Origin of the sequence: Mailhella massiliensis (genome assembly GCF_020741395.1) — a bacterium.
Lineage (GTDB): Bacteria > Desulfobacterota > Desulfovibrionia > Desulfovibrionales > Desulfovibrionaceae > Mailhella > Mailhella massiliensis_A.
This window is the reverse complement of the sequence record NZ_DYZA01000079.1, coordinates 1-18,711: the sequence shown is the minus strand read 5'-3', so window position 1 is coordinate 18,711 and position 18,711 is coordinate 1. Positions and strand designations below refer to the sequence as shown.

At 59.6% G+C, this 18,711-nt stretch carries 14 protein-coding genes and 1 tRNA gene; 7 read left to right on the top strand and 8 right to left on the bottom strand.

Going from position 1 to position 18,711, the window contains the following annotated elements:
* The first annotated feature begins 184 nt into the window (after positions 1–184).
* Both K8W16_RS04415 and K8W16_RS04410 read left to right on the top strand, forming a co-directional pair.
* Positions 185–1,510 carry a hemolysin family protein gene (locus K8W16_RS04415; RefSeq protein WP_304121470.1) on the top strand — a complete coding sequence of 442 codons (1,326 nt, stop codon included), beginning with the start codon at positions 185–187 and terminating at the stop codon, positions 1,508–1,510.
* 434 nt (positions 1,511–1,944) lie between these two features.
* Positions 1,945–2,274: a CGGC domain-containing protein gene (locus K8W16_RS04410; protein WP_304121469.1), complete on the top strand. Its 330-nt coding sequence runs from the start codon at positions 1,945–1,947 to the stop codon at positions 2,272–2,274.
* A 228-nt stretch (positions 2,275–2,502) separates the two neighbouring features.
* Here the strand turns inward: K8W16_RS04410 and K8W16_RS04405 are convergent, their stop codons facing one another.
* From K8W16_RS04405 to K8W16_RS04370, 8 genes are all read right to left on the bottom strand, one after another.
* Positions 2,503–5,151 (bottom strand): pitrilysin family protein, encoded by a 2,649-nt coding sequence (locus K8W16_RS04405; RefSeq protein WP_304121468.1) that lies wholly within the window; start codon positions 5,149–5,151, stop codon positions 2,503–2,505.
* 416 nt (positions 5,152–5,567) lie between these two features.
* The gene (gene pheT, locus K8W16_RS04400) at positions 5,568–7,982 is read right to left on the bottom strand and encodes a phenylalanine--tRNA ligase subunit beta (protein ID WP_304121466.1); all 2,415 of its coding nucleotides are present in this window, start codon (positions 7,980–7,982) and stop codon (positions 5,568–5,570) included.
* A 158-nt stretch (positions 7,983–8,140) separates the two neighbouring features.
* Positions 8,141–9,181: a phenylalanine--tRNA ligase subunit alpha gene (gene pheS, locus K8W16_RS04395; protein ID WP_304121465.1), complete on the bottom strand. Its 1,041-nt coding sequence runs from the start codon at positions 9,179–9,181 to the stop codon at positions 8,141–8,143.
* Positions 9,182–9,345: 164 nt separating this feature from the next.
* Entirely contained in the window at positions 9,346–9,699 is a 354-nt protein-coding gene (gene rplT, locus K8W16_RS04390; RefSeq protein ID WP_304121463.1) for a 50S ribosomal protein L20, read from the bottom strand.
* Between the two features lie 107 nt (positions 9,700–9,806).
* On the bottom strand, positions 9,807–10,004 hold the full coding sequence (gene rpmI / locus K8W16_RS04385) for a 50S ribosomal protein L35 (RefSeq protein ID WP_077071977.1): 198 nt from the start codon (positions 10,002–10,004) through the stop codon (positions 9,807–9,809).
* A 235-nt stretch (positions 10,005–10,239) separates the two neighbouring features.
* A complete protein-coding gene (gene infC, locus K8W16_RS04380; protein ID WP_077071976.1) occupies positions 10,240–10,776 on the bottom strand; it encodes a translation initiation factor IF-3 in 537 nt (178 codons plus the stop codon).
* 1 nt (position 10,777) lies between these two features.
* A complete protein-coding gene (gene thrS / locus K8W16_RS04375) occupies positions 10,778–12,724 on the bottom strand; it encodes a threonine--tRNA ligase (protein ID WP_304121459.1) in 1,947 nt (648 codons plus the stop codon).
* Between the two features lie 74 nt (positions 12,725–12,798).
* A tRNA-Val gene (locus K8W16_RS04370) sits at positions 12,799–12,874 on the bottom strand.
* 243 nt (positions 12,875–13,117) lie between these two features.
* Here K8W16_RS04370 and K8W16_RS04365 point away from each other — a divergent pair.
* From K8W16_RS04365 to leuB, 5 genes are all read left to right on the top strand, one after another.
* Positions 13,118–14,341 (top strand): dicarboxylate/amino acid:cation symporter, encoded by a 1,224-nt coding sequence (locus K8W16_RS04365; RefSeq protein WP_304121458.1) that lies wholly within the window; start codon positions 13,118–13,120, stop codon positions 14,339–14,341.
* Positions 14,338–15,618 carry a serine dehydratase subunit alpha family protein gene (locus K8W16_RS04360; protein WP_304121456.1) on the top strand — a complete coding sequence of 427 codons (1,281 nt, stop codon included), beginning with the start codon at positions 14,338–14,340 and terminating at the stop codon, positions 15,616–15,618. The genes K8W16_RS04365 and K8W16_RS04360 overlap by 4 nt, the downstream gene beginning before the upstream one ends.
* Before the next feature lie 189 nt (positions 15,619–15,807).
* Positions 15,808–17,088: a 3-isopropylmalate dehydratase large subunit gene (leuC, locus tag K8W16_RS04355; RefSeq protein WP_304121454.1), complete on the top strand. Its 1,281-nt coding sequence runs from the start codon at positions 15,808–15,810 to the stop codon at positions 17,086–17,088.
* Positions 17,088–17,600: a 3-isopropylmalate dehydratase small subunit gene (locus K8W16_RS04350; RefSeq protein ID WP_304121452.1), complete on the top strand. Its 513-nt coding sequence runs from the start codon at positions 17,088–17,090 to the stop codon at positions 17,598–17,600. The genes leuC and K8W16_RS04350 overlap by 1 nt, the downstream gene beginning before the upstream one ends.
* A 120-nt stretch (positions 17,601–17,720) precedes the next feature.
* On the top strand, positions 17,721–18,711 hold a 991-nt coding region (leuB, locus tag K8W16_RS04345; protein WP_304121450.1), incomplete at its 3' end, for a 3-isopropylmalate dehydrogenase.

Here is an 18,711-nt window from a genome sequence, read left to right as displayed (position 1 = left end):
ATACTTTTTTAATCAAAAAAATAGATATATAATACACTTATTTATTTTTCATATCCATCAACTTTTTTCAATTTAAATAAATATCATTTTCTTTACAAAGATTAATTTATAAGACCATATTATGCGATATCATAATTAATAAAAAAAATATTGACACGAATACGATATTCATGACAATGGATACATGGAAATTTTTATTCTTATCATTCTCATTCTTCTGAACGGCATTTTCGCCATGTCGGAAATTGCCTTGGTCACGGCCCGCAAGGCGCGGCTCATGCCCCGTGCTGCGGCGGGGGACAAGTCGGCACAGGCTGCCATACGCCTGGGCGAAAATCCCACCCGCTTCCTTTCCACTATTCAGATCGGCATCACATCCATAGGTCTTTTGAGCGGCATCGTGGGCGAGGCGGCCCTGGCCGCCCCCCTTTCGGCATGGATGCAGGAAAGCCTGGGTATCCCCTCTTCCACATCGGGCATGGTCGCCACCATCGTCGTGGTCGCCGCCGTCACCTACCTGTCCATCGTGGTAGGGGAGCTCGTGCCCAAACGTCTCGGCCAGATTGCCCCGGAAAAAATGGCCTGCCTCGTGGCCCGGCCCATGACGTTGCTTGCCGTAATAAGCAGGCCCTTTGTCGCCCTTCTCGCCTGGTCCACGGGTGTGCTGCTTCGCCTTCTCAAGGTCAACACGGACGAAGGCCAGCCCGTTACGGAGGAAGAAATCCAGGCCATGATCGATGAAAGTTCAGAAGCCGGGGCCATAGAAAGCAAACAACGCGACATGCTCCGCAATATTTTCCGCCTGGATGACCGGCCGGCAGTCTCCATCATGACGCCCCGGATCGATATCCGTTATCTGGACACGCTTCTCTCTCCCGGAGAAAACATCGATATCCTGAGCCGGCACGAGCATTCCTGGCTGCCGGTATGCCGGGGCGGGCTCAAAGAGCTTGTCGGCGTCATACGCACCAATCAGGCGCTTTTGCTGTGTACCGGAACCATTCCCGACGCGGAGGAATTTTCCCGCGCCCTTGAGGAGGGGTGTCAGCCTCCCGTGTTCGTGCCCGAAACGCTCACCAGTCTGGAAGTGCTGAAACTTCTCCAGGAGCGGGGCGTACACATCGCCTTTATCGTGGATGAATACGGAACGGTTCAGGGACTTGTCACCCCTAGGGATATCCTTGAAGTCCTGGCAGGGCAGATAGGGAACTCCCGCGAGGATTCCTGGGCCATACAAAGGGAAAACGGAAGCTGGCTTCTGGACGGCAGCATTCCCGTGCCGGAACTCAAAGACAAACTCGGCCTGCAAAGCCTGCCTGCCGAAGACAAGGGGTACTACACCATCCTGAGCGGCATGATCATGTTCATGGCCGGGCGTATCCCACGCGAAGGCGATCATATCGAATGGCAGGGCTGGCGCTTCGAAGTGGTGGACATGGACGGCAACATGATCGACAAGGTCCTCGTGGAACGCCTGCCGGAAGAAAAAATGCAGGAGGCGGAAGCCTGATCCTAAAGCCCGGGGCCGGAACTTATCCGGCCTTTTTTGTTGTGCCGCAGATTCCGGCGAAAGAGAGACTCCGCAGCTGGAAAGGCAGGCCCCATTTGCCCTTGAACACCTTGCTTCAGACGAGCCTGTCCCTCCCATGCCCCTTTTCCGTATAACGTGAAACCGGCCGCCTTGTGGAGCGACAAGGCGGCCGGTATGGAAAGGGAATGGAGGAGAAGAGTATAAAATCTCTGGTTATCCAGGGGAGCGACAACCTTCGACAGCTTCCTTGTACACCAGGCAGGGGAAAAGTCACGTTTCAAACTCTTGCCCCTTCATGAAAGGTTTCGCAAGGACAGCACCCGGCTCCCTTTTTTCATCTTGCCCCTCTTTATATTTCCGGCATAAGATATTTCTTCGCCGTATCGAGCCGCTCCGGGCGGCAAGGAGGTACCATGAAAAAAGTCGGCATTATCCGTTGCAGGCAGACGGAAGAACTGTGCCCCGGCACCACGGATTTCAAATGCGCGAAGGCCGGAACCCTTGCTTTTGAACCCTTCGGTCCTTGCGAAATCGTGGGCTTTGTCAGCTGCGGCGGCTGCCCCGGAAAAAGCGCCGTAGCCAGGGCGAAGATGCTGGCTTCACGCGGGGCAGAGGCTGTATTTCTTGCTTCCTGCATCAAAAAGGGAAGCCCCATCGACATGTCCTGCCCCAACTACGCTTCCATGAAGGCCGCCGTGGAAAAGGCCCTGGGCGACATTCCCCTCATCGACTGGACGCATTAATTCCGGAAGCACGCGGGAAAAGGCAGCACCCCCGCGGCCTGCCGGAATCCCCTTCAGGGCGGCTCTTTTTCCTCTCCTTTCCGAAGCAGGCAGAAGAGGACGCAGGGGCCAGACTCCTGTATCTGGAAAGATCTCCCTGAAATTCGGCCGCCCGGCTTCTGCCGGGCGGCCTGTCTGTCATACCCCTCCCCCACAGCCTTCCGGCAGGGAGAAGCGCGGGCTTAAGAGCTACGGCGTCACCTTCAGCTCATAGGCTTTTTCCATCTTCAGGTACTTGCGGGCCGTCTCGCGCAAAGTTTCCGCATCCACGGCCTGCATTTCCGCAAGCTTCTGCTTTCCATAATCAAGGCTGTGGCCGTCCAGCACATTGGAGGCCCCTTCCGCCGCTCTCATGGCGCGACTCTGCCTTGCGCGGTAATAGTCGGCCTCAGCCACGGCCTTGGCGCGCTCTATGGTTTCCGCAGGAAGCCGGTTCTCCTGCACATCGCGGACAATGGCTTCAAAGGATGCCCTGGCCTTGTCCAGATTCTCAGGGGAAGCCACGATGCCGAAAGCGAGGAAGCCCGTATCCGGCCCGGCCCAGTCCACAGGGAAGACGGAATAGCCGAGGCTCTGCTTTTCCCGGAGCTCCTGATAAAGCTTGCCGGTAAATCCCCCCAGGGATTCGGAAAGCAGGCGCAGCGCCGCCCTGTCGGAAGATTCCGTTCCCGCCGTGGGAAAGAGCATGAGGTACACGGCCTGATTGCGGCCCGGCAGCACCATGCTGAGCATTTTTTCCTTATTCCAGGAAGGGGCTTCGCTCTTTATGGCCTTTTCGGAAGGCACGGGCAGGGAGGCGGCGAATTTCTCCACCTCTTCCCTGTCGAAATCGCCCGCCACGGAAAGTACCCACGGCATACGCTTCTGCCTGTTCCAGAACGCCTCTGCATCACCAGCTTTAAAGGTCGCAAGCACGGCCGGGTCACCTTCGCTTCTGTGGGCATAGGCTCCCTTCTGGAACAGGAAACGGCGCATATTGCGGCCGAGCAGGCCCATGGCGTCCTGCTCGCTGCTTACGATAGCAGCTATCTGTTCGCGCTTCTGCCTTTCCATATCTTCCTCACGGAAAGCAGGCTCTTCCAGCACTTCCTTCATAAGAGCAAATACTTCCGTCGCGAAGCGCGCGGGCGCATCCATCTGTACGCTGAAGGAGCGCATGCCGCTTCCCGCCGAAAGCCCGGCAGCGCGGCTGGAAAGGAACACATTGATATCGTTCAGGCTGCGCGCCTTGGTTCCCGTAGTCAGCACCTCGGCCGTAAGCGCAACCAGACCTTCCTGCTCGTCGGAAGCAAGAAGTTCACCGCCGGAGAAACTCAGCGTAGCGGAGACATAGGGCAGAGAGCGGTCGGGCAGGAGCACCAGGGTACGGCCTTCACCGAGGTTCACGATTTCAGGCTGCAGGGCCGCTTCTCCCTTTTCGTCCTTCCCTGCCTTCACCACGGCCTTGCCCGCTTCGGGCCAGCCCTGCACGAGGGCTGCCTTTGCCGAGTCATTATCGAGACTCACGGGCTTTCCGCCCGCCTGCTGCGGCGCCAGCACGGAAACGGCAAGCGCTTCCGGCCTGAGCCAGAGATCCAGCACACGCTGTATGTCGTCGCGGCTCACGCCGCGCACGGCGGCAAGATAGCGTTCCCCGCCGAGGCTCGCCGGATCATAGAAATATTCCGACCCCATGTTTTCCGCGATACTGGAAATAGTCTCCAGTCCGCGCAGATAACTGTCCTCAAGGTTGAGGCGGGCACGCGCAAGCTCTTCGTCGGTAAAATCAGACGCCTTGAGGGAAGAGAGCGTCTTCCCCATGTCGCGCAGAAATTCCTCCACCTTGTCCGCATCGAGCTGGGCAAGGATGAAAAACGCCCCCGCCCGCTCAAAACTCATGGGTGAAGCGTTCACGCTGTCCACCACAGGCTTTTCAATGCGGAAACGCATGGGCAGAAGCGCGGTATCGTCGCCGGAAAGAAGCTGCGCCAGTACCACGGCGGCAGGCAGAAGCTCATGCTGCATGCCGGGCAGAGGGAAGGAAAGGGAAAGGAAGGCCTTGTCCCACGGGCCCTTTTCCACATCTACCACCAGGCCCCCGGCCAAGGTGGCCGGATCTAGGGAAGGCTCCATCTTCCGCACATTATGATTCTCGTAGGAACCGAAGAGAAGCTTCGCCTCTTCCAGCACCTCCTTCGCCTGCACGTCGCCCGCCACGGCCAGCACCATGTCCCTGGGATCGTAATGCCTGCGGATATAATCGCGCATCATCTCCGTCGTCATGCCGCGCAGGGCCTTTTCATTGCCGATGACGGGCGATTCATAGGGCGTGCCCTTCAGCGTGTGGGCCAGGGCTTTCTGTACCAGTTTCGTCACGGGGTTGTCGCCGCGCTGCTTCTTTTCCGCAATGACCACCTCCCGCTCCGCATCCAAGTCTTCCTGCCTGAGCAGAGGGTCGAAGGCCAGATCGCGCACCGCCGTCATGGCGTCTTTCCACTTCGCGGCGGGAAGGTCGGTAAGATACGTCGTCAGATCGTAGGAAGTATAGGCGTTCATGGATCCGCCCGCGTTTTCCACACGCTTGTCCACACCCGGGCCGCTGGTCTTGGAGCCCTTGAACACCATGTGTTCCAGAAGGTGGCTCATCCCGGCCTCTTCCGGCCTCTCCCACGCGGAGCCGGCTTTGACGAAAAGGCGCACCGACACCAGCGGGAAACGCCGGTCTTCCTTGATGAGCACGGTAAGCCCGTTCTCCAGGCGGAAGGTCTGTATGTCGGAAACGGCAAAGGCCGTCCCCGCCCCACCCACCGCGAGACAGAGCGTCAGCGCCATACCGGCACAAAATCTAAGAAAATGCATGAATACCTCTCGCTATCGCAAAACAAGGGGGAACCGAAGCGCCGTTTTCCGCACTCCGGCCTGCGGAAAAGAGTTCCGCCGCAACATTCCACGACTGCCGTCCCGATGCCAAAGCCTTTCCCCGGCGTCTCAGGGCAGGCGGAGGCAGGGCTCTTCGCCCCGTCCCGCGACCTGCCGGGCATCCCCCTGACGGGGAAAAACCTGAATGAGGGGTATCCTGCTTCAGGAAAGGGCTTGCCCCAAAAAAACGGACGGCCGTTTCCCCTTACCTGTGGCACAGACAGCTTTTTTTCGCTATCCTTTTTTCCGCCTTTTTCGTGACAAAGTATTGCAAATCCTAAGGTGCGCGCCCGGTGCCTCTCATGAAAAAAAAGGCCGCCCCCGAAGGAAGCGGCCGTAATGCGGAAAAAATAAACCTACACGCGCACGCCGAGGCTCTTCACCACAAAGGAGGCGATTTTCTCGCGTTCCTTATCCACTTCGCCGTCCTGCAGAGTGCGGTCGGCCTTGCGGAAGGTGAAGCGGCAGGTGATGTTGCGCTCTTCCCCTCCTGCGGGTTCATACACATCCAGAAGTTCCACGCTCTCCATAAGGGAGGTCTTCGCTCCGCGCACGGCGGAAAGAATGGCTTCTACATGCATGGAACGGGGAACAATGAAGGTAATGTCGCGGCGCACGGCGGGATATACCGGCAGAGGATGGAACTGGACATGCACGCCCGCGGCAGCCTCGCGCAGAAGGTCAAGGTCGAGGTCGGCGTACCACACGGCCTTCCGGGCCAGGTAGGCGTCGGCCAGGGCGGGCTTGAGGCGCCCCATGATGCCTGCCGAAGATCCGTCCGCCATAGTCACGCGCACGGCGGGAGCGAGATAGGGATGCTCCACCAGCCCATAGGAAGGCTGAGGCAGTTGGAGGAACGCAAAGAGCTTTTCCACCATACCCTTAAGATCCACATAGTCCATGTCCTCGTCCTTGTGGGCCCAGGCTTCGTCGTAGCGGGAACCGTACAGCACCATGGCAAAATGCCGTACCTCCTTTACCGTAGTATCGCTGGAAGCATCCTGGCAGAAGGCTTCGGCCACTTCAAAGAGGCGCACGCCGTTCGCCCCCTGGGCGATGTTCTGACGCACGTTCTGGAAAAGACCGGGAGCCAGCTCGGTACGCAGGACATCCTGCTCGGCCGTGAGCGGGTTCAGGATATTCACGCGGCCTTCGGCAGGCAGCCCGAGAAAATCGAGGTCCTTGTTGCCCACAAAACTGTAGTTCACGGCCTCGTTCAGGCCGAAACCGGCGGCCCAATGCTTCACACGCATCATGAATGCATGGCGGCCTTCGGGTGCACCGAAGGAAGAGAGAGTCTGCGGAATGGAGGGCAGCGTTTCGCCGAGGTTGTCCACCCCCTTGAAAATGGCCACCTCCTCGATGAGGTCGGCTTCGCGGGTCAGGTCGTAGCGCCAGCCGGGAGTTTTCACACTCCACTCTTCGCCTGCGCTGCGATCTACGATGCATCCGAGCTTCTCCAGTGTTTCAGCGCAAAACTCGTCGGTGAGCTCCACGCCGAGAAGAGCCTCAGCGCGGCTGCGGCGGAAACGCACCACCGGGGCCTGCCACGGGGTCGGGGTGCACTCGCACACGCCGCGGCACACTTCCGCACCGGAAAGCTCGGCCATAAGCGCGGCTGCGCGATCCAGGGCAAAGGACATATTGGTGGGGTCCACACCACGTTCGAACCGGTAGGAAGCCTCGCTGCTCAGGCCGAGACGGCGGGCCGTCACGCGGATGGAGCTCGGGCGGAACACCGCACATTCCAGGAACACGCTCTCGCTCTCGTCGGTGATTTCGGTTTCCAGGCCGCCCATGACGCCCGCAAGGGCTACGGGCTTTTCCGCGTCGCAGATAAGACCGTCCCCGGCCTTGAGATGGCGCTCCTGCCCGTCCAGAGTGGTGAGCATTTCGCCGTCTTCAGCAGGGCGCACGATGATGCGGCCACCCGCAAGCTTGTTGTGGTCAAAGGCGTGCAGAGGCTGCCCCAGCTCCATGAGAATGTAGTTGGTCACGTCCACGAGGTTGGAAATGGCGCGCACGCCCACCGCGTTCAGGCGATAACGCATCCAGGCGGGAGAGGGCTTGACCTTCGCGCCCTTCAGGATACGGCCCATATAAGAGGGGCAGAGCCCCCCGTCCTTCACGTCGATGGGCACAGCGCCGCTCATGTCCTCGCCCTTCTCTTCCAGGCGGAAGGCAGGCTTCGTCACGGGCAGGCCGAGATAGGCCCCCACCACGCGGGCGAAACCGTATACGGAAAGACAGTCGGAGCGGTTCGGGGTGATGCTTATATCCAGCACTTCCTTGTCGAGGTCGTAGGCGTCGACGAACTTCTCACCGGGGATAATCTTGCGGCCCGCCCTGTTCTCCTCAGGCAGGACAAGGATACCGGAATGGTCGTCCGCAAGGCCGAGCTCGCGCTCGGAACAGATCATGCCGAAGGAAGGCACACCGCGCAACTTGGCCTTCTTCATGACCAGTCCACCGGGCAGGGTGGCCCCCACAGGAGCCACGGCCACGAGCTGGCCCGCAGCCACATTGGGCGCTCCGCACACGATGTTCAGAGGTTCGCCTGCGCCAACATCCACGGTGCAGACATGAAGATGGTCGGAATCGGGATGAGCCTCGCAGGTGAGCACACGGCCCGTGACTACACCTTCTATTTCCGCATAGGGGTGCAGCACCTCTTCCAGTTCAAGGCCGAGCATGGTGAGCGTGTCGCCCAGCTCTTCCGCCGTTCCCGTGTACGGGACAAATTCCTTCAGCCAATTGAAACTCAACAGCATATCTATTTCTCCTCAGAGGTGAAGGCATGCGTCCGGGAGCGACCGTCGCGCCCCTCCTCCGTTTTCCGCAGGCTTCAAGGCATGCGCCGAAGTCCCGCGTCTGCGGCAAGAGGGAAAAAGGCTTTTTTGAGAGCACCTTTCCCCGGCACGCCCTTCCTCTACGCAGGGAACTGATGGAGGAAGCGCACGTCGTTTTCAAAATTCATGCGCAGATCCGTGAGGCCGTACTTCAGCATGGCGACGCGTTCCACGCCGAGACCGAAGGCAAAGCCGGAAACCTCGTCGGGATCATAACCGACGGACGTGAACACGGCCGGATCCACCATACCGCTGCCGAGTATTTCAAGCCAGCCGGACCCCTTGCACACGCGGCAGACCTGACCGTCCACATGGCCGCTGCCGCCGCACTGGGTGCAGGACATGTCCACTTCCACGCTGGGTTCGGTGAAGGGGAAGAAACTGGGGCGGAAGCGCACACGCGTCTTTTCGCCGAACACGGCGCGTACAAAGGCTGTAAGCGTGCCGCGAAGGTCGGCCATGGTGACGTGCTTATCCACAAGAAGGCCCTCGATCTGATGGAACATAGGGGTGTGGGTCACGTCGGAGTCGCGGCGATACACCTTGCCTGGGCCGATGATGGCAAGCGGCGGCTTGCGATGCATCATGGTGCGCACCTGCACGCAGGAAGTATGAGTGCGGAGCAACACCTTGTCGGTAATGTACAGAGTGTCCTGCATATCGCGCGCGGGATGTTCAGGAGGCATATTGAGGGCTTCAAAGCAGTTGAAGTCGGTTTCCACTTCAGGACCACCGGCAATTTCATAGCCCATGTTCTGAAACACGGCGCAGACTTCCTGCATGGCCAAGGTGATGGGATGCAGAGAGCCGGTCCACAGGGTGCGGCCGGGCAGACTCGGGTCGAACCCGGCGAGGAAGGCCGCTTCCCTTTCCTCTTCCTGGCGCTTCAGGCGCTCTTCAAACATAGTGATGAGGCGCTCTTTCACCGCATTGGCAGCCTGACCGAAGGCAGGGCGCTCCTCGGGGGAAAGCTCACGCATGTGCGACATGAGTTCGGCAAGCCGGCCCTTGCGGCCGAGGAAGTCCACCCGGGCCGCTTCCAGTTCCGCTTCCGAGGCAATCCGGCCCAGGCGTTCATCGAGCTTGCCGGGCAGTCCGTTCAGTTGTTCAAGGAAATCCATGGCAAGGCCTTGTGGCAGGCGGCGCTTTTCACGCCCCTGCAAGCTGAAATGAAAAAGGGGTGCAGAGCCAAGGCACTGCACCCCTTGCGGGGAAAAACTCCCCAGAAAGCTTCCCCGGGCTCATGCGGCCCGAAAGCTGCGGGCTGCGCCCGAAAAAACGAAACTTACGCCAGCTTGGCCTTGGCCAGTTCGACAATGGCGGCGAAGTCGGCCTTTTCGCGCACGGCGAGGTCGGCAAGCATCTTGCGGTTGATTTCCACACCGGCAAGCTTCAGGCCGTTGACCAGACGGGAATAGGACAGGCCGTTCAGGCGGGCGCCGGCGTTGATGCGCTGGATCCACAGGCGGCGGAAGGCGCGCTTGCGGAGCTTGCGGCCTTCAAAGGCATAATTCAGGGAACGCTCGACGGCTTCGCGGGCGATGCGGTACAAACGGCTGCGGCCACCGCGGAAGCCCTTGGCCATATCCAGATATTTCTTGTGCCTGCGATGGGCAGCAAGACCTCTCTTCACACGCATGGAAAACCTCCACATTCAGTCCCGCGAGGCGGAGATCGAGCCAACGGGAGTTGAGCCGCGAAAAGGCGGCGAAATTCGGAAAACTACACGGCCTGCGAAGGCAGGACTTACGCGTAGGGCATGAGGCGCTTGACGGCCTTCAGGTTCGCGCTGTCGACAAGGGCGCCCTTACCCAGACGGGCACGACGCTTGGCATCCTTTTTGGTAAGGATGTGGCGCAGGTTCTGGCGACGACGGCGGAACTTGCCGCTGCCGGTGGTGCTGAAACGCTTGGCGGCAGAACGGCTGGTCTTGATCTTGGGCATAACCAACTCCTTGGTATTCGTGACTTCCCGCAGGGGAAGGACGATTTAGGCATCAGAAGGAACCGACTATGCAGCATTTTCCCGTAATCTGCAAGCGAAAAAATACGGCAGAGGCGCGAAAAACCGCTTACGGCTTCTCACCCGGAGGAAGAAGCCGCTTTAAGAACTTCGCACGGTTCCCGAGAAAATATCGCCGGCGCGGCCAAAAGCCCACTTTGTCCGCGCCGGATATGAGCTACTTCTTGGGAAGAGGAATGAGCAACATCTGGAGGGTGCGACCTTCGGCGCTGGGAGCCTGTTCGACCTTGCCCACGTCGGCGGTATCCGCGATGATCTTCGTCAGGATGGATTCACCGCGGTCCTTATGCACGATTTCGCGGCCGCGGAAGAACACCGTAACCTTGCAGCGGTCGCCGTCGGTAAGGAAACGACGGATATGGCGCAGCTTGGTCTCGTAGTCGTGGTCGTCCGTTTTGGGGCGAACCTTGATTTCCTTGATCTGCACCACGGTCTGATTGCGCTTGGCTTCCTTCTTCTTCTGCTGCTGTTCGTACTTGAACTTGCCGAAGTCCATGATGCGGCACACCGGCGGTTCGGCGTTGGCGGCCACTTCCACCAGGTCATAACCGGCCTCATGGGCCATGGCAATGGCATCGGAACAGGGAAGGATGCCGATCTGTTCACCTTCCGGACCAATTACCCGTACTTCACGGGCACGAATCTGCTCGTTGCGGCGTACACCGTCCTGAGGCACGTCGCGACGAGGTCTCATGTTAGGCGAAGCTATAGCTCATACCTCCACGTTTGAACGGTTCCTCACTGTCCGCCCGGATCATGGCGATCACCTCTTCCACGGAACGGAAGCCGATGTTCTCGCCGGAACGCAGGCGAACGCTGAAGCCGCCGTCGGCCACTTCCCTGTCGCCCACCACGAGGACATAGGGAATCTTGGCCATTTGGGCTTCCCTGATCTTGAAGCCCAACTTCTCATTGCGCATATCGGTTTCCACACGGAGACCGGCGGCGGCAAGGCGGCTCTTCATGTCCTTGACATAATCCATCTGAGCGTCTGTCACGTTGACGATGCGGGCCTGCACCGGAGCAAGCCAGGCGGGGAAAGCGCCGGCGAAATGCTCGGTAAGCACGCCGATGAAGCGTTCCAGGGAACCCAGAATGGCACGGTGCACCATGACGGGGCGGTGGCGTTCGCCATCCTGCCCGACATACACGAGATCGAAGCGCTCAGGCAGCGTGAAGTCCACCTGAATGGTGGAGAGCTGCCATTCGCGGCCGATGGCGTCGGTGACTTTGATATCGATTTTCGGGCCGTAGAAGGCGCCGTCGCCCTCGTTGATCTGGTAGGGCTTGCCTTCCTTCTCCACGGCCTTGATGAGCGCGCTCGTGGCGCGTTCCCACGCCTCGTCGGAACCGATGCTGTCCTCGGGGCGGGTGGAAATGAAAATACGGTACTTGAAACCGAAGAGGTCCATCAGGTCGGCGGAAAGGTGCATCACGTTGATGATCTCCTCTTCCAGCTGGTCGATGGAGCAGATGATATGGGCGTCGTCCTGCGTGAACTGGCGCACGCGCAGAAGGCCGTGCAGCGTGCCGGACTTTTCATGGCGATGCACCACGCCGAGCTCAAAGAGACGCACGGGCAGGTCGCGGTAGCTGTGCAGGGTTTCGCCGTACATAAGCATGTGGCCCACGCAGTTCATGGGCTTCACGCCGTGCACGTCGCCCTCGATTTCCGTGAAGTACATGTTTTCGCGGTAATGGTCGTAATGGCCGGAGCGCTCCCACAGCTCGCGGCGCAGGATCTGCGGGCCGCGCACCAGTTCATAGCCGCGCTTCAGGTGTTCACGCACGAGGAAATCCTCAAGGATGGTGCGCAGCATCATACCCTTGGGCAGCCAGAAGGACATGCCGGGGGCCACGTCTTCATGGAAGGAGAAGAGACCGAGTTCCTTGCCGAGGCGGCGATGATCGCGCCTCTTGGCCTCCTCAACGGCAGCAAGATATTCCTTCAGGGCCTTTTCGTCCGGGAAGGCCGTGCCGTAGATGCGGGAGAGCATGGGATTCTTTTCGTCGCCGCGCCAGTAGGCGCCGGCCACGGAAAGAAGCTTGAAAGCCTTCACCGCGCCGGTGCCCGGGATGTGCGGGCCGCGGCACAGGTCGAGAAAATCACCGCAGCGGTACAGAGACACAGTGTCGGCGTCAATGCCTTCAATAATCTCCACCTTGTAGTTCTCACCCTTGTCGCGGAACAGGGCTATGGCGTCGCCCTTGGACATGACGGAGCGCTCGAAGGGCACGTTCTCCGCAATGATTGCACGCATCTCTTTTTCAATGGCTTCGAGATCATCGGGGGAGAAGGGACGCGGGGCATCGAAATCGTAATAGAAGCCGGAATCAATGGAAGGGCCTATGGTCACCTTCACGCCGGGAAAAAGCTTCTGTACGGCGGCGGCCATGACATGGGAAGTGGAATGACGCAGAAGCTGAAGGCCTTCGGGCTCCTCAGCCGTCACGGGCGCAAGCTCCTGCGCGCCCGCGGGAACTTCAGCAGAAAGATCGAGCAGCTCTTCCGTGTCCGCAGTGCGCACACGACAGGCAAGAGCGGCTTTGAACCGTTTGCCGGAAAGAGCCTGCTTCAGCACCTCGGCGCACGAAGCGCCGGCGGCGGCCTCAACCAACTTTCCTTCTACGGATATCTGCATGGGAAAACTCCAAAAATCCAGATGTGAAACAAAAAAGAAAGGGAGGCGCTGCCTCCCTTTCCGATGTTTTTTTGTGGTAGGCACGAGCAGACTTGAACTGCTGACCCCTTCCGTGTCAAGGAAGTGCTCTGCCACCTGAGCTACGCGCCTTTATTGTTCGGTGAGGAAAATTCTTATAGACCTTTTTCCCCTTCGTCAAGCGTTTTCTTCCAGAATTTTTTATTTTCCCGCCCCGTACGATTGTCTCCCGACCTGAAAAAAGGCCCCGTTCCCAACCTGAAGAGTCTTCCTTCCTCAGGAAAAACGGCGCAATCCTTTTCTGGAGAAATATTGCGAAGCCTCCCTTCCTGTGCTACAGCGCAAAGGCGCACCATATATGAACGGAGGCATATCATGTCCACTAAAGCTGCTGATTTTTCCCTTATTCTCAAACTGCTCGCCGGCATCGTCATCGGTTCACTCGCGGGCACATACCTCGGGGCGCATACCGAAAGCCCGCTGCACTGCATCATGGATGCCGTGGTTTCGCTGCGCTATATCTTCGGGCAGATCATTTTCTTCCTCGTGCCCCTCGTCATCGTGGGCTTCATCACCCCGGCCATTGTGCGCCTCGGACAGAATGCCAGCAAGATTCTCTTCACAGCCGTGGCCATTGCCTACCTCTCCTCCATCGGCGCGGCTTTCTTCTCCACGATTTCCGGCTATGCCATTATTCCCCATCTTTCCATAGCCACCAGTGCCGAAACGCTGCGCACCCTGCCGAAAATCGTGTTCCAGCTCGACATACCTCCGCTTTTCAGCGTGATGAGCGCCCTGGTGTTCGCGCTTCTGTTCGGCGTGGCCATAAGCTGGACGAAATCGGAAACCATGGGCCGACTTTTTTCCGAGCTTGAACGCATCATGAGCGCCCTCGTCCTTCACGTCATGATCCCTATTCTTCCCTTCTTTGTGGGCATGTCCTTCCTCGGCCTCGCCTATGAAGGATCCCTCAGCCTGCATCTGCCGGTGTTCATTTCCATGGTGCTCATCGTCATCGTGGGGCACTTCATCTGGCTTACCGTGCTCTACGGTATAGGCGGCCTGCTCTCCGGCCGCAATCCCTGGGAGGTCTTCCGCCACTACGCTCCCGCCTACCTCACGGCCGTGGGTACCATGTCCAGCGCGGCCACGCTGCCCGTGGCCCTGGAATGTGCCAGAAAGTCCCGCGTGCTCAGCAAGAATCTCGTGGAGTTCATGATCCCCCTGGGCTCCACCGTGCACCTGTGCGGCTCCGTGCTTACGGAAACCTTCTTCTGCATGACGCTGCACCTCATGCTCTACGGCACGCTTCCGAGCGTGGGCGTCATGATTCTCTTCTGTATGCTGCTCGGTATCTTTGCCGTGGGCGCTCCCGGCGTTCCCGGCGGCACCGTGGTGGCCTCCCTCGGCATCGTTACCGGCGTACTCGGCTTCGACCAGAACGGTGTGGCCCTGCTCATTGCCATCTTCGCCCTGCAGGACAGCTTCGGCACGGCCTGCAACATCACGGGCGACGGTGCGCTCACTCTCATGCTGGAAGGTATTTTCAACAAAAACGAACAGCTCGGTGAGCTCCAGCACCGCGGGGAAAACGCATGACAAAGCAGGAAAGAAAACGCTTCATCAGCCTGCTGCAGCAGGAAGTAGTGCCGGCCCTGGGCTGCACGGAGCCTATCGCCGTGGCGCTTTGCGCCTCCCGCGCGGCCGAAGAGCTCGGCAAAACTCCTGAACGGATGGATGTGGCCGTGAGCGCCAACCTGCTCAAAAACGGCATGGGCGTCATGGTGCCGGGCACAGGGGAAATGGGGCTCGGCGTGGCTGCGGCCGCAGGAGCCCTGGGCGGTAAAAGCTCCCTCGGACTGGAGTGCCTGAAAGAACTCTCCGAAGAGACGGCCGAAGCCGCCAGGGACATGCTTGCCAAAGACGCCGTCAACCTGCACCTTGCGGACAAGGACGAGCTTCTCTACTGCCTTGTGACCGTATTTGCCGGGAAAGAAAACGCGACCGCCGAGCTCTCGGGCAGCCACGACAACATCACCCGCGTATGGAAGAACGGCACTCTCAGCTTTGAAAAGCCCGAATCCTCCGCGCAGGAAGGCGACGACGCCCCCTGGCCCCTCACCCTCGCCGGAATCTACGACTTCGCCACCACGGCCCCGATTGAGGAAATCAGCTTCATTCTGGAGGCTGCGCGCATGAACCGCCGTGTGGCGGAAGAGGGGCTTCGCCGTCAGTACGGCCTCGGCGTAGGCAAGATGATGGACACGCAGATACGCAAGCACATCCTCGCCGACGATCTGCCCACCTTCGCCACCAAACTCACCGCGGCAGCGGCGGACGCGCGTATGGCAGGCGTCATGATGCCCGTCATGAGCAATTCCGGCAGCGGCAATCAGGGCATCACCTGCACCATGCCCGTAGTGGCCTGCGCCCTGCGCATGCAGTGCGACGATGAAAAGCTGGCCCGCGCCCTCATGATGAGTCACCTCACCTCCATACACATCAAGCATCACTTAGGCCGCCTTTCGGCACATTGCGGAGCCATGGTGGCGGGTACGGCCTCGGCCTGCGGGATTGCGCTGCTGCTCGGCGGCGGCCTCAAGGATATGGAGCGCACGGTACGCAACATGGTGGGCAACGTCTCCGGCATGATCTGCGACGGTGCAAAAAGCAGTTGCGCCCTTAAAGTCGCCACAGCCGTGGGCGCGGGTATTCAGGCCGTGCTCCTCGCCATGGCGGGTACACAGGTGCCCGGCAACGAAGGCATTGTGGACGACGATATCGAAGCCTGCATCGCCAATCTGGGACGCCTCGGCTCCACAGGTATGAAGGAAGCCGACAAAGTCATCCTCGATATCATGCTGCACAAGTCCTGATCGCGGCAAGACGCTTTCCAGGCCCCGTGCTCCGGCGCGGGGCCTTTTTTCATTCTGCTTTACTCCCCGGACGGAACCGCGCCTTTTTTCTGGACAAGGCACAACCGCTTTTTTATTCTGGAAGGACTTTTTTCCTGCGCCCTCATGCACAGGAAAAACTCCCTTCTTCTACAATAAGGATATTCCTCTATGGGCATGACCGTAACACAAAAAATACTGGCTGCGCACGCGGGGTTGGAAAGCGTTTCCGCAGGCCAGCTCATCGAGGCGAAGCTCGACGTGGTGATGGGTAACGATATCACCATCGCGCTCGCCGTCCCGGAATTCCGCAAGGCCGGGGCCGACAAGGTCTTCGACAAGGACAAGGTCGTGGTAGTGCTCGACCACTTCGCCCCGAACAAGGACATAAAGGCGGCCACGCAGTGCAAAATATGCCGCGAATTCGCCCGCGAAAACGAACTTACGCACTTTTTCGACGTGGGGCGCATGGGCATTGAGCACGCCCTTCTGCCGGAACAGGGCATCGTGGCCCCCGGCGAAGTCATCATAGGCGGAGACTCCCACACCTGCACCTACGGCGCTCTCGGGGCCTTTTCCACCGGCGTGGGCAGCACCGACCTCGCCATGGGCATGGCCACGGGCGAGAACTGGTTCAAGGTCCCCTCTGCCATACGCTTCAACCTCACCGGAAAGCCCGGCAAATGGGTATGCGGCAAGGACGTGATGCTGCATATCATCGGGCTCATCGGCGTGGACGGCGCGCTCTACCGCTCCATGGAATTTTCCGGCGACGGCGTAGCGCACCTCTCCATGGACGACCGCTTCTCCATGACGAACATGGCCATTGAGGCCGGGGCCAAGAACGCCACCTTCCCGGTGGATGAGACCTGCCGCACCTATCTTGCCGCGCACTGCAAAAAGCCCTGGACGGCCTTTGAGGCAGACAAGGATGCCGAGTACGAAAAGACCATCGATATCGACCTCTCCTCCATCCGTCCCACCGTGGCCTTCCCGCATCTGCCCTCCAACACCCGCAGCATCGACGAGGTAGGCGAGGTACTTCTCGACCAGGTGTTCATAGGCTCCTGCACCAACGGCAGGATGGAAGACATGGCCACGGCCGCAGGTATCCTGAAGGGCCGGAAGATAAGCGAAAGAGTGCGCGTCATTGTCATACCCGCCACGCCCGCCATTTACATGGAATGTATGGAAAAAGGCTATATCCGCACCTTCATGGAAGCCGGGTGTGCGGTGAGTACGCCCACCTGCGGCGCCTGCCTCGGCGGGCACATGGGCATCCTCGCTGCCGGAGAAAAGTGCCTTTCCACCACCAACCGCAACTTTGTGGGCCGCATGGGACATGTGGACTCGGAGGTCTATCTGTGCAGCCCGGCCGTGGCGGCCGCTTCGGCCATAGCAGGGCGCATTGTCAGCCCTGAAGCGATTATGGACAAGGAAGGAGGGGACTGATGCAGAACGCCCGCGGCAAAGCCTTTGTATTCGGCGACGACGTGAATACCGACGTCATACTCCCCGGTAAATACCTCAACGTGACGGATCCCAAGGAGCTGGCCTCCCACTGCATGGAATCGGAAGACCCGGATTTCGTGAACAAGGCCCGCACCGGCGATATCATGGTGGCGCAGAAGAACTTCGGCTGCGGTTCCTCGCGCGAGCACGCGCCCCTGTCCATCAAGTACCTCGGCATTTCCTGCGTCATCGCCTCCACCTTCGCCCGCATCTTCTTCCGCAACGCCCTGAACATAGGCCTGCCCATTCTGGAATGTGAGGAAGCGGCGGAGAACATCCATGAAGGCGACACGGTGAGTGTGGACTTTGAAACCGGCGTCATCACCAACGAAACTACGGGGCAGACCTTCCAGGCAGAGCCCTTCCCGCCCTTCATGCAGAACCTCATCGCCTGCGGGGGCCTCGTGAACTACTCGAAAGACAAGATAGAAAAACTGCGCGCCGCGCGTTGAGTTCCCGGCCCGGGATGCTGCAACGCACAGACCGGGCCGCTTTCTGCCGCGCGCCTCTTCCGCCCCTGCGGGAAGAAGCTTCCCGCTTTTCCCTTTCAGCCCTGTAATAAGGATGGTACCATGGCAACCTATCGCATCGCCGTCATCCCCGGCGACGGCATCGGCCCGGAAATTGTGGATGAAGCCCTCAAAGTTCTGGAAAAGGTCGGACAGAAATTCGGCCATGAATTTGTCTTCACGCATCTTCTCATGGGCGGCGCGGCCTACGACGCCGTAGGCACCTGCTTCCCCGAAGAAACGGTGGAAATCTGCAAAAAGAACGACGCCGTACTGCTCGGCGCGGTGGGCGGCCCCAAGTGGGACAGCCTGCCCGGCCCCGAAAGGCCGGAAAAGGCCCTGCTCAAGATCCGCGAGGGACTCGGCCTTTACGCCAACCTGCGCCCGGCCATCATGCACAAGGCCCTGAGCGGGGCATGCCCCATCAAGCGCGAGAACATCGGCGACAGCATGGACCTTCTCATCGTGCGCGAGCTCACCGGCGGCATCTACTTCGGCGAACACGGCTGGCGGGAAGGCCGGTACGGCCAGGAAGCCTATGACGTGGAGCGCTACAGCGAAATGGAAATCCGCCGTATCGCCAAAGTAGCCTTCAACGCAGCCATGGCCCGCAGGAAGAACCTCGTGAGCGTGGACAAGTCCAATGTGCTGGAAACCTCCCGCCTGTGGCGGCGCGTAGTGAACGAAATGAGCGCCGATTACCCGGAAGTCGCCGTCTCCCACATGTATGTAGACAACGCGGCCATGCAGCTCGTGTACAGGCCGAATCAGTTCGACGTGCTGCTCACCTCCAACATGTTCGGCGATATTCTCTCCGACGAAGCCAGCATGATCACCGGATCCCTCGGCATGCTGCCCTCCGCGAGCCTCGCCGACGGTTCCTTCGGCCTCTATGAACCGAGCCACGGTTCCGCGCCCGACATTGCGGGAAAAAACATCGCCAACCCCATCGCCACCATCATGTCCGTATCCATGATGCTGCGCTACAGCTACGGCCTCGAAGAGGAAGCCTCCGCCATAGACAGCGCGGTGACCAAGGTGCTTGAGGCCGGTC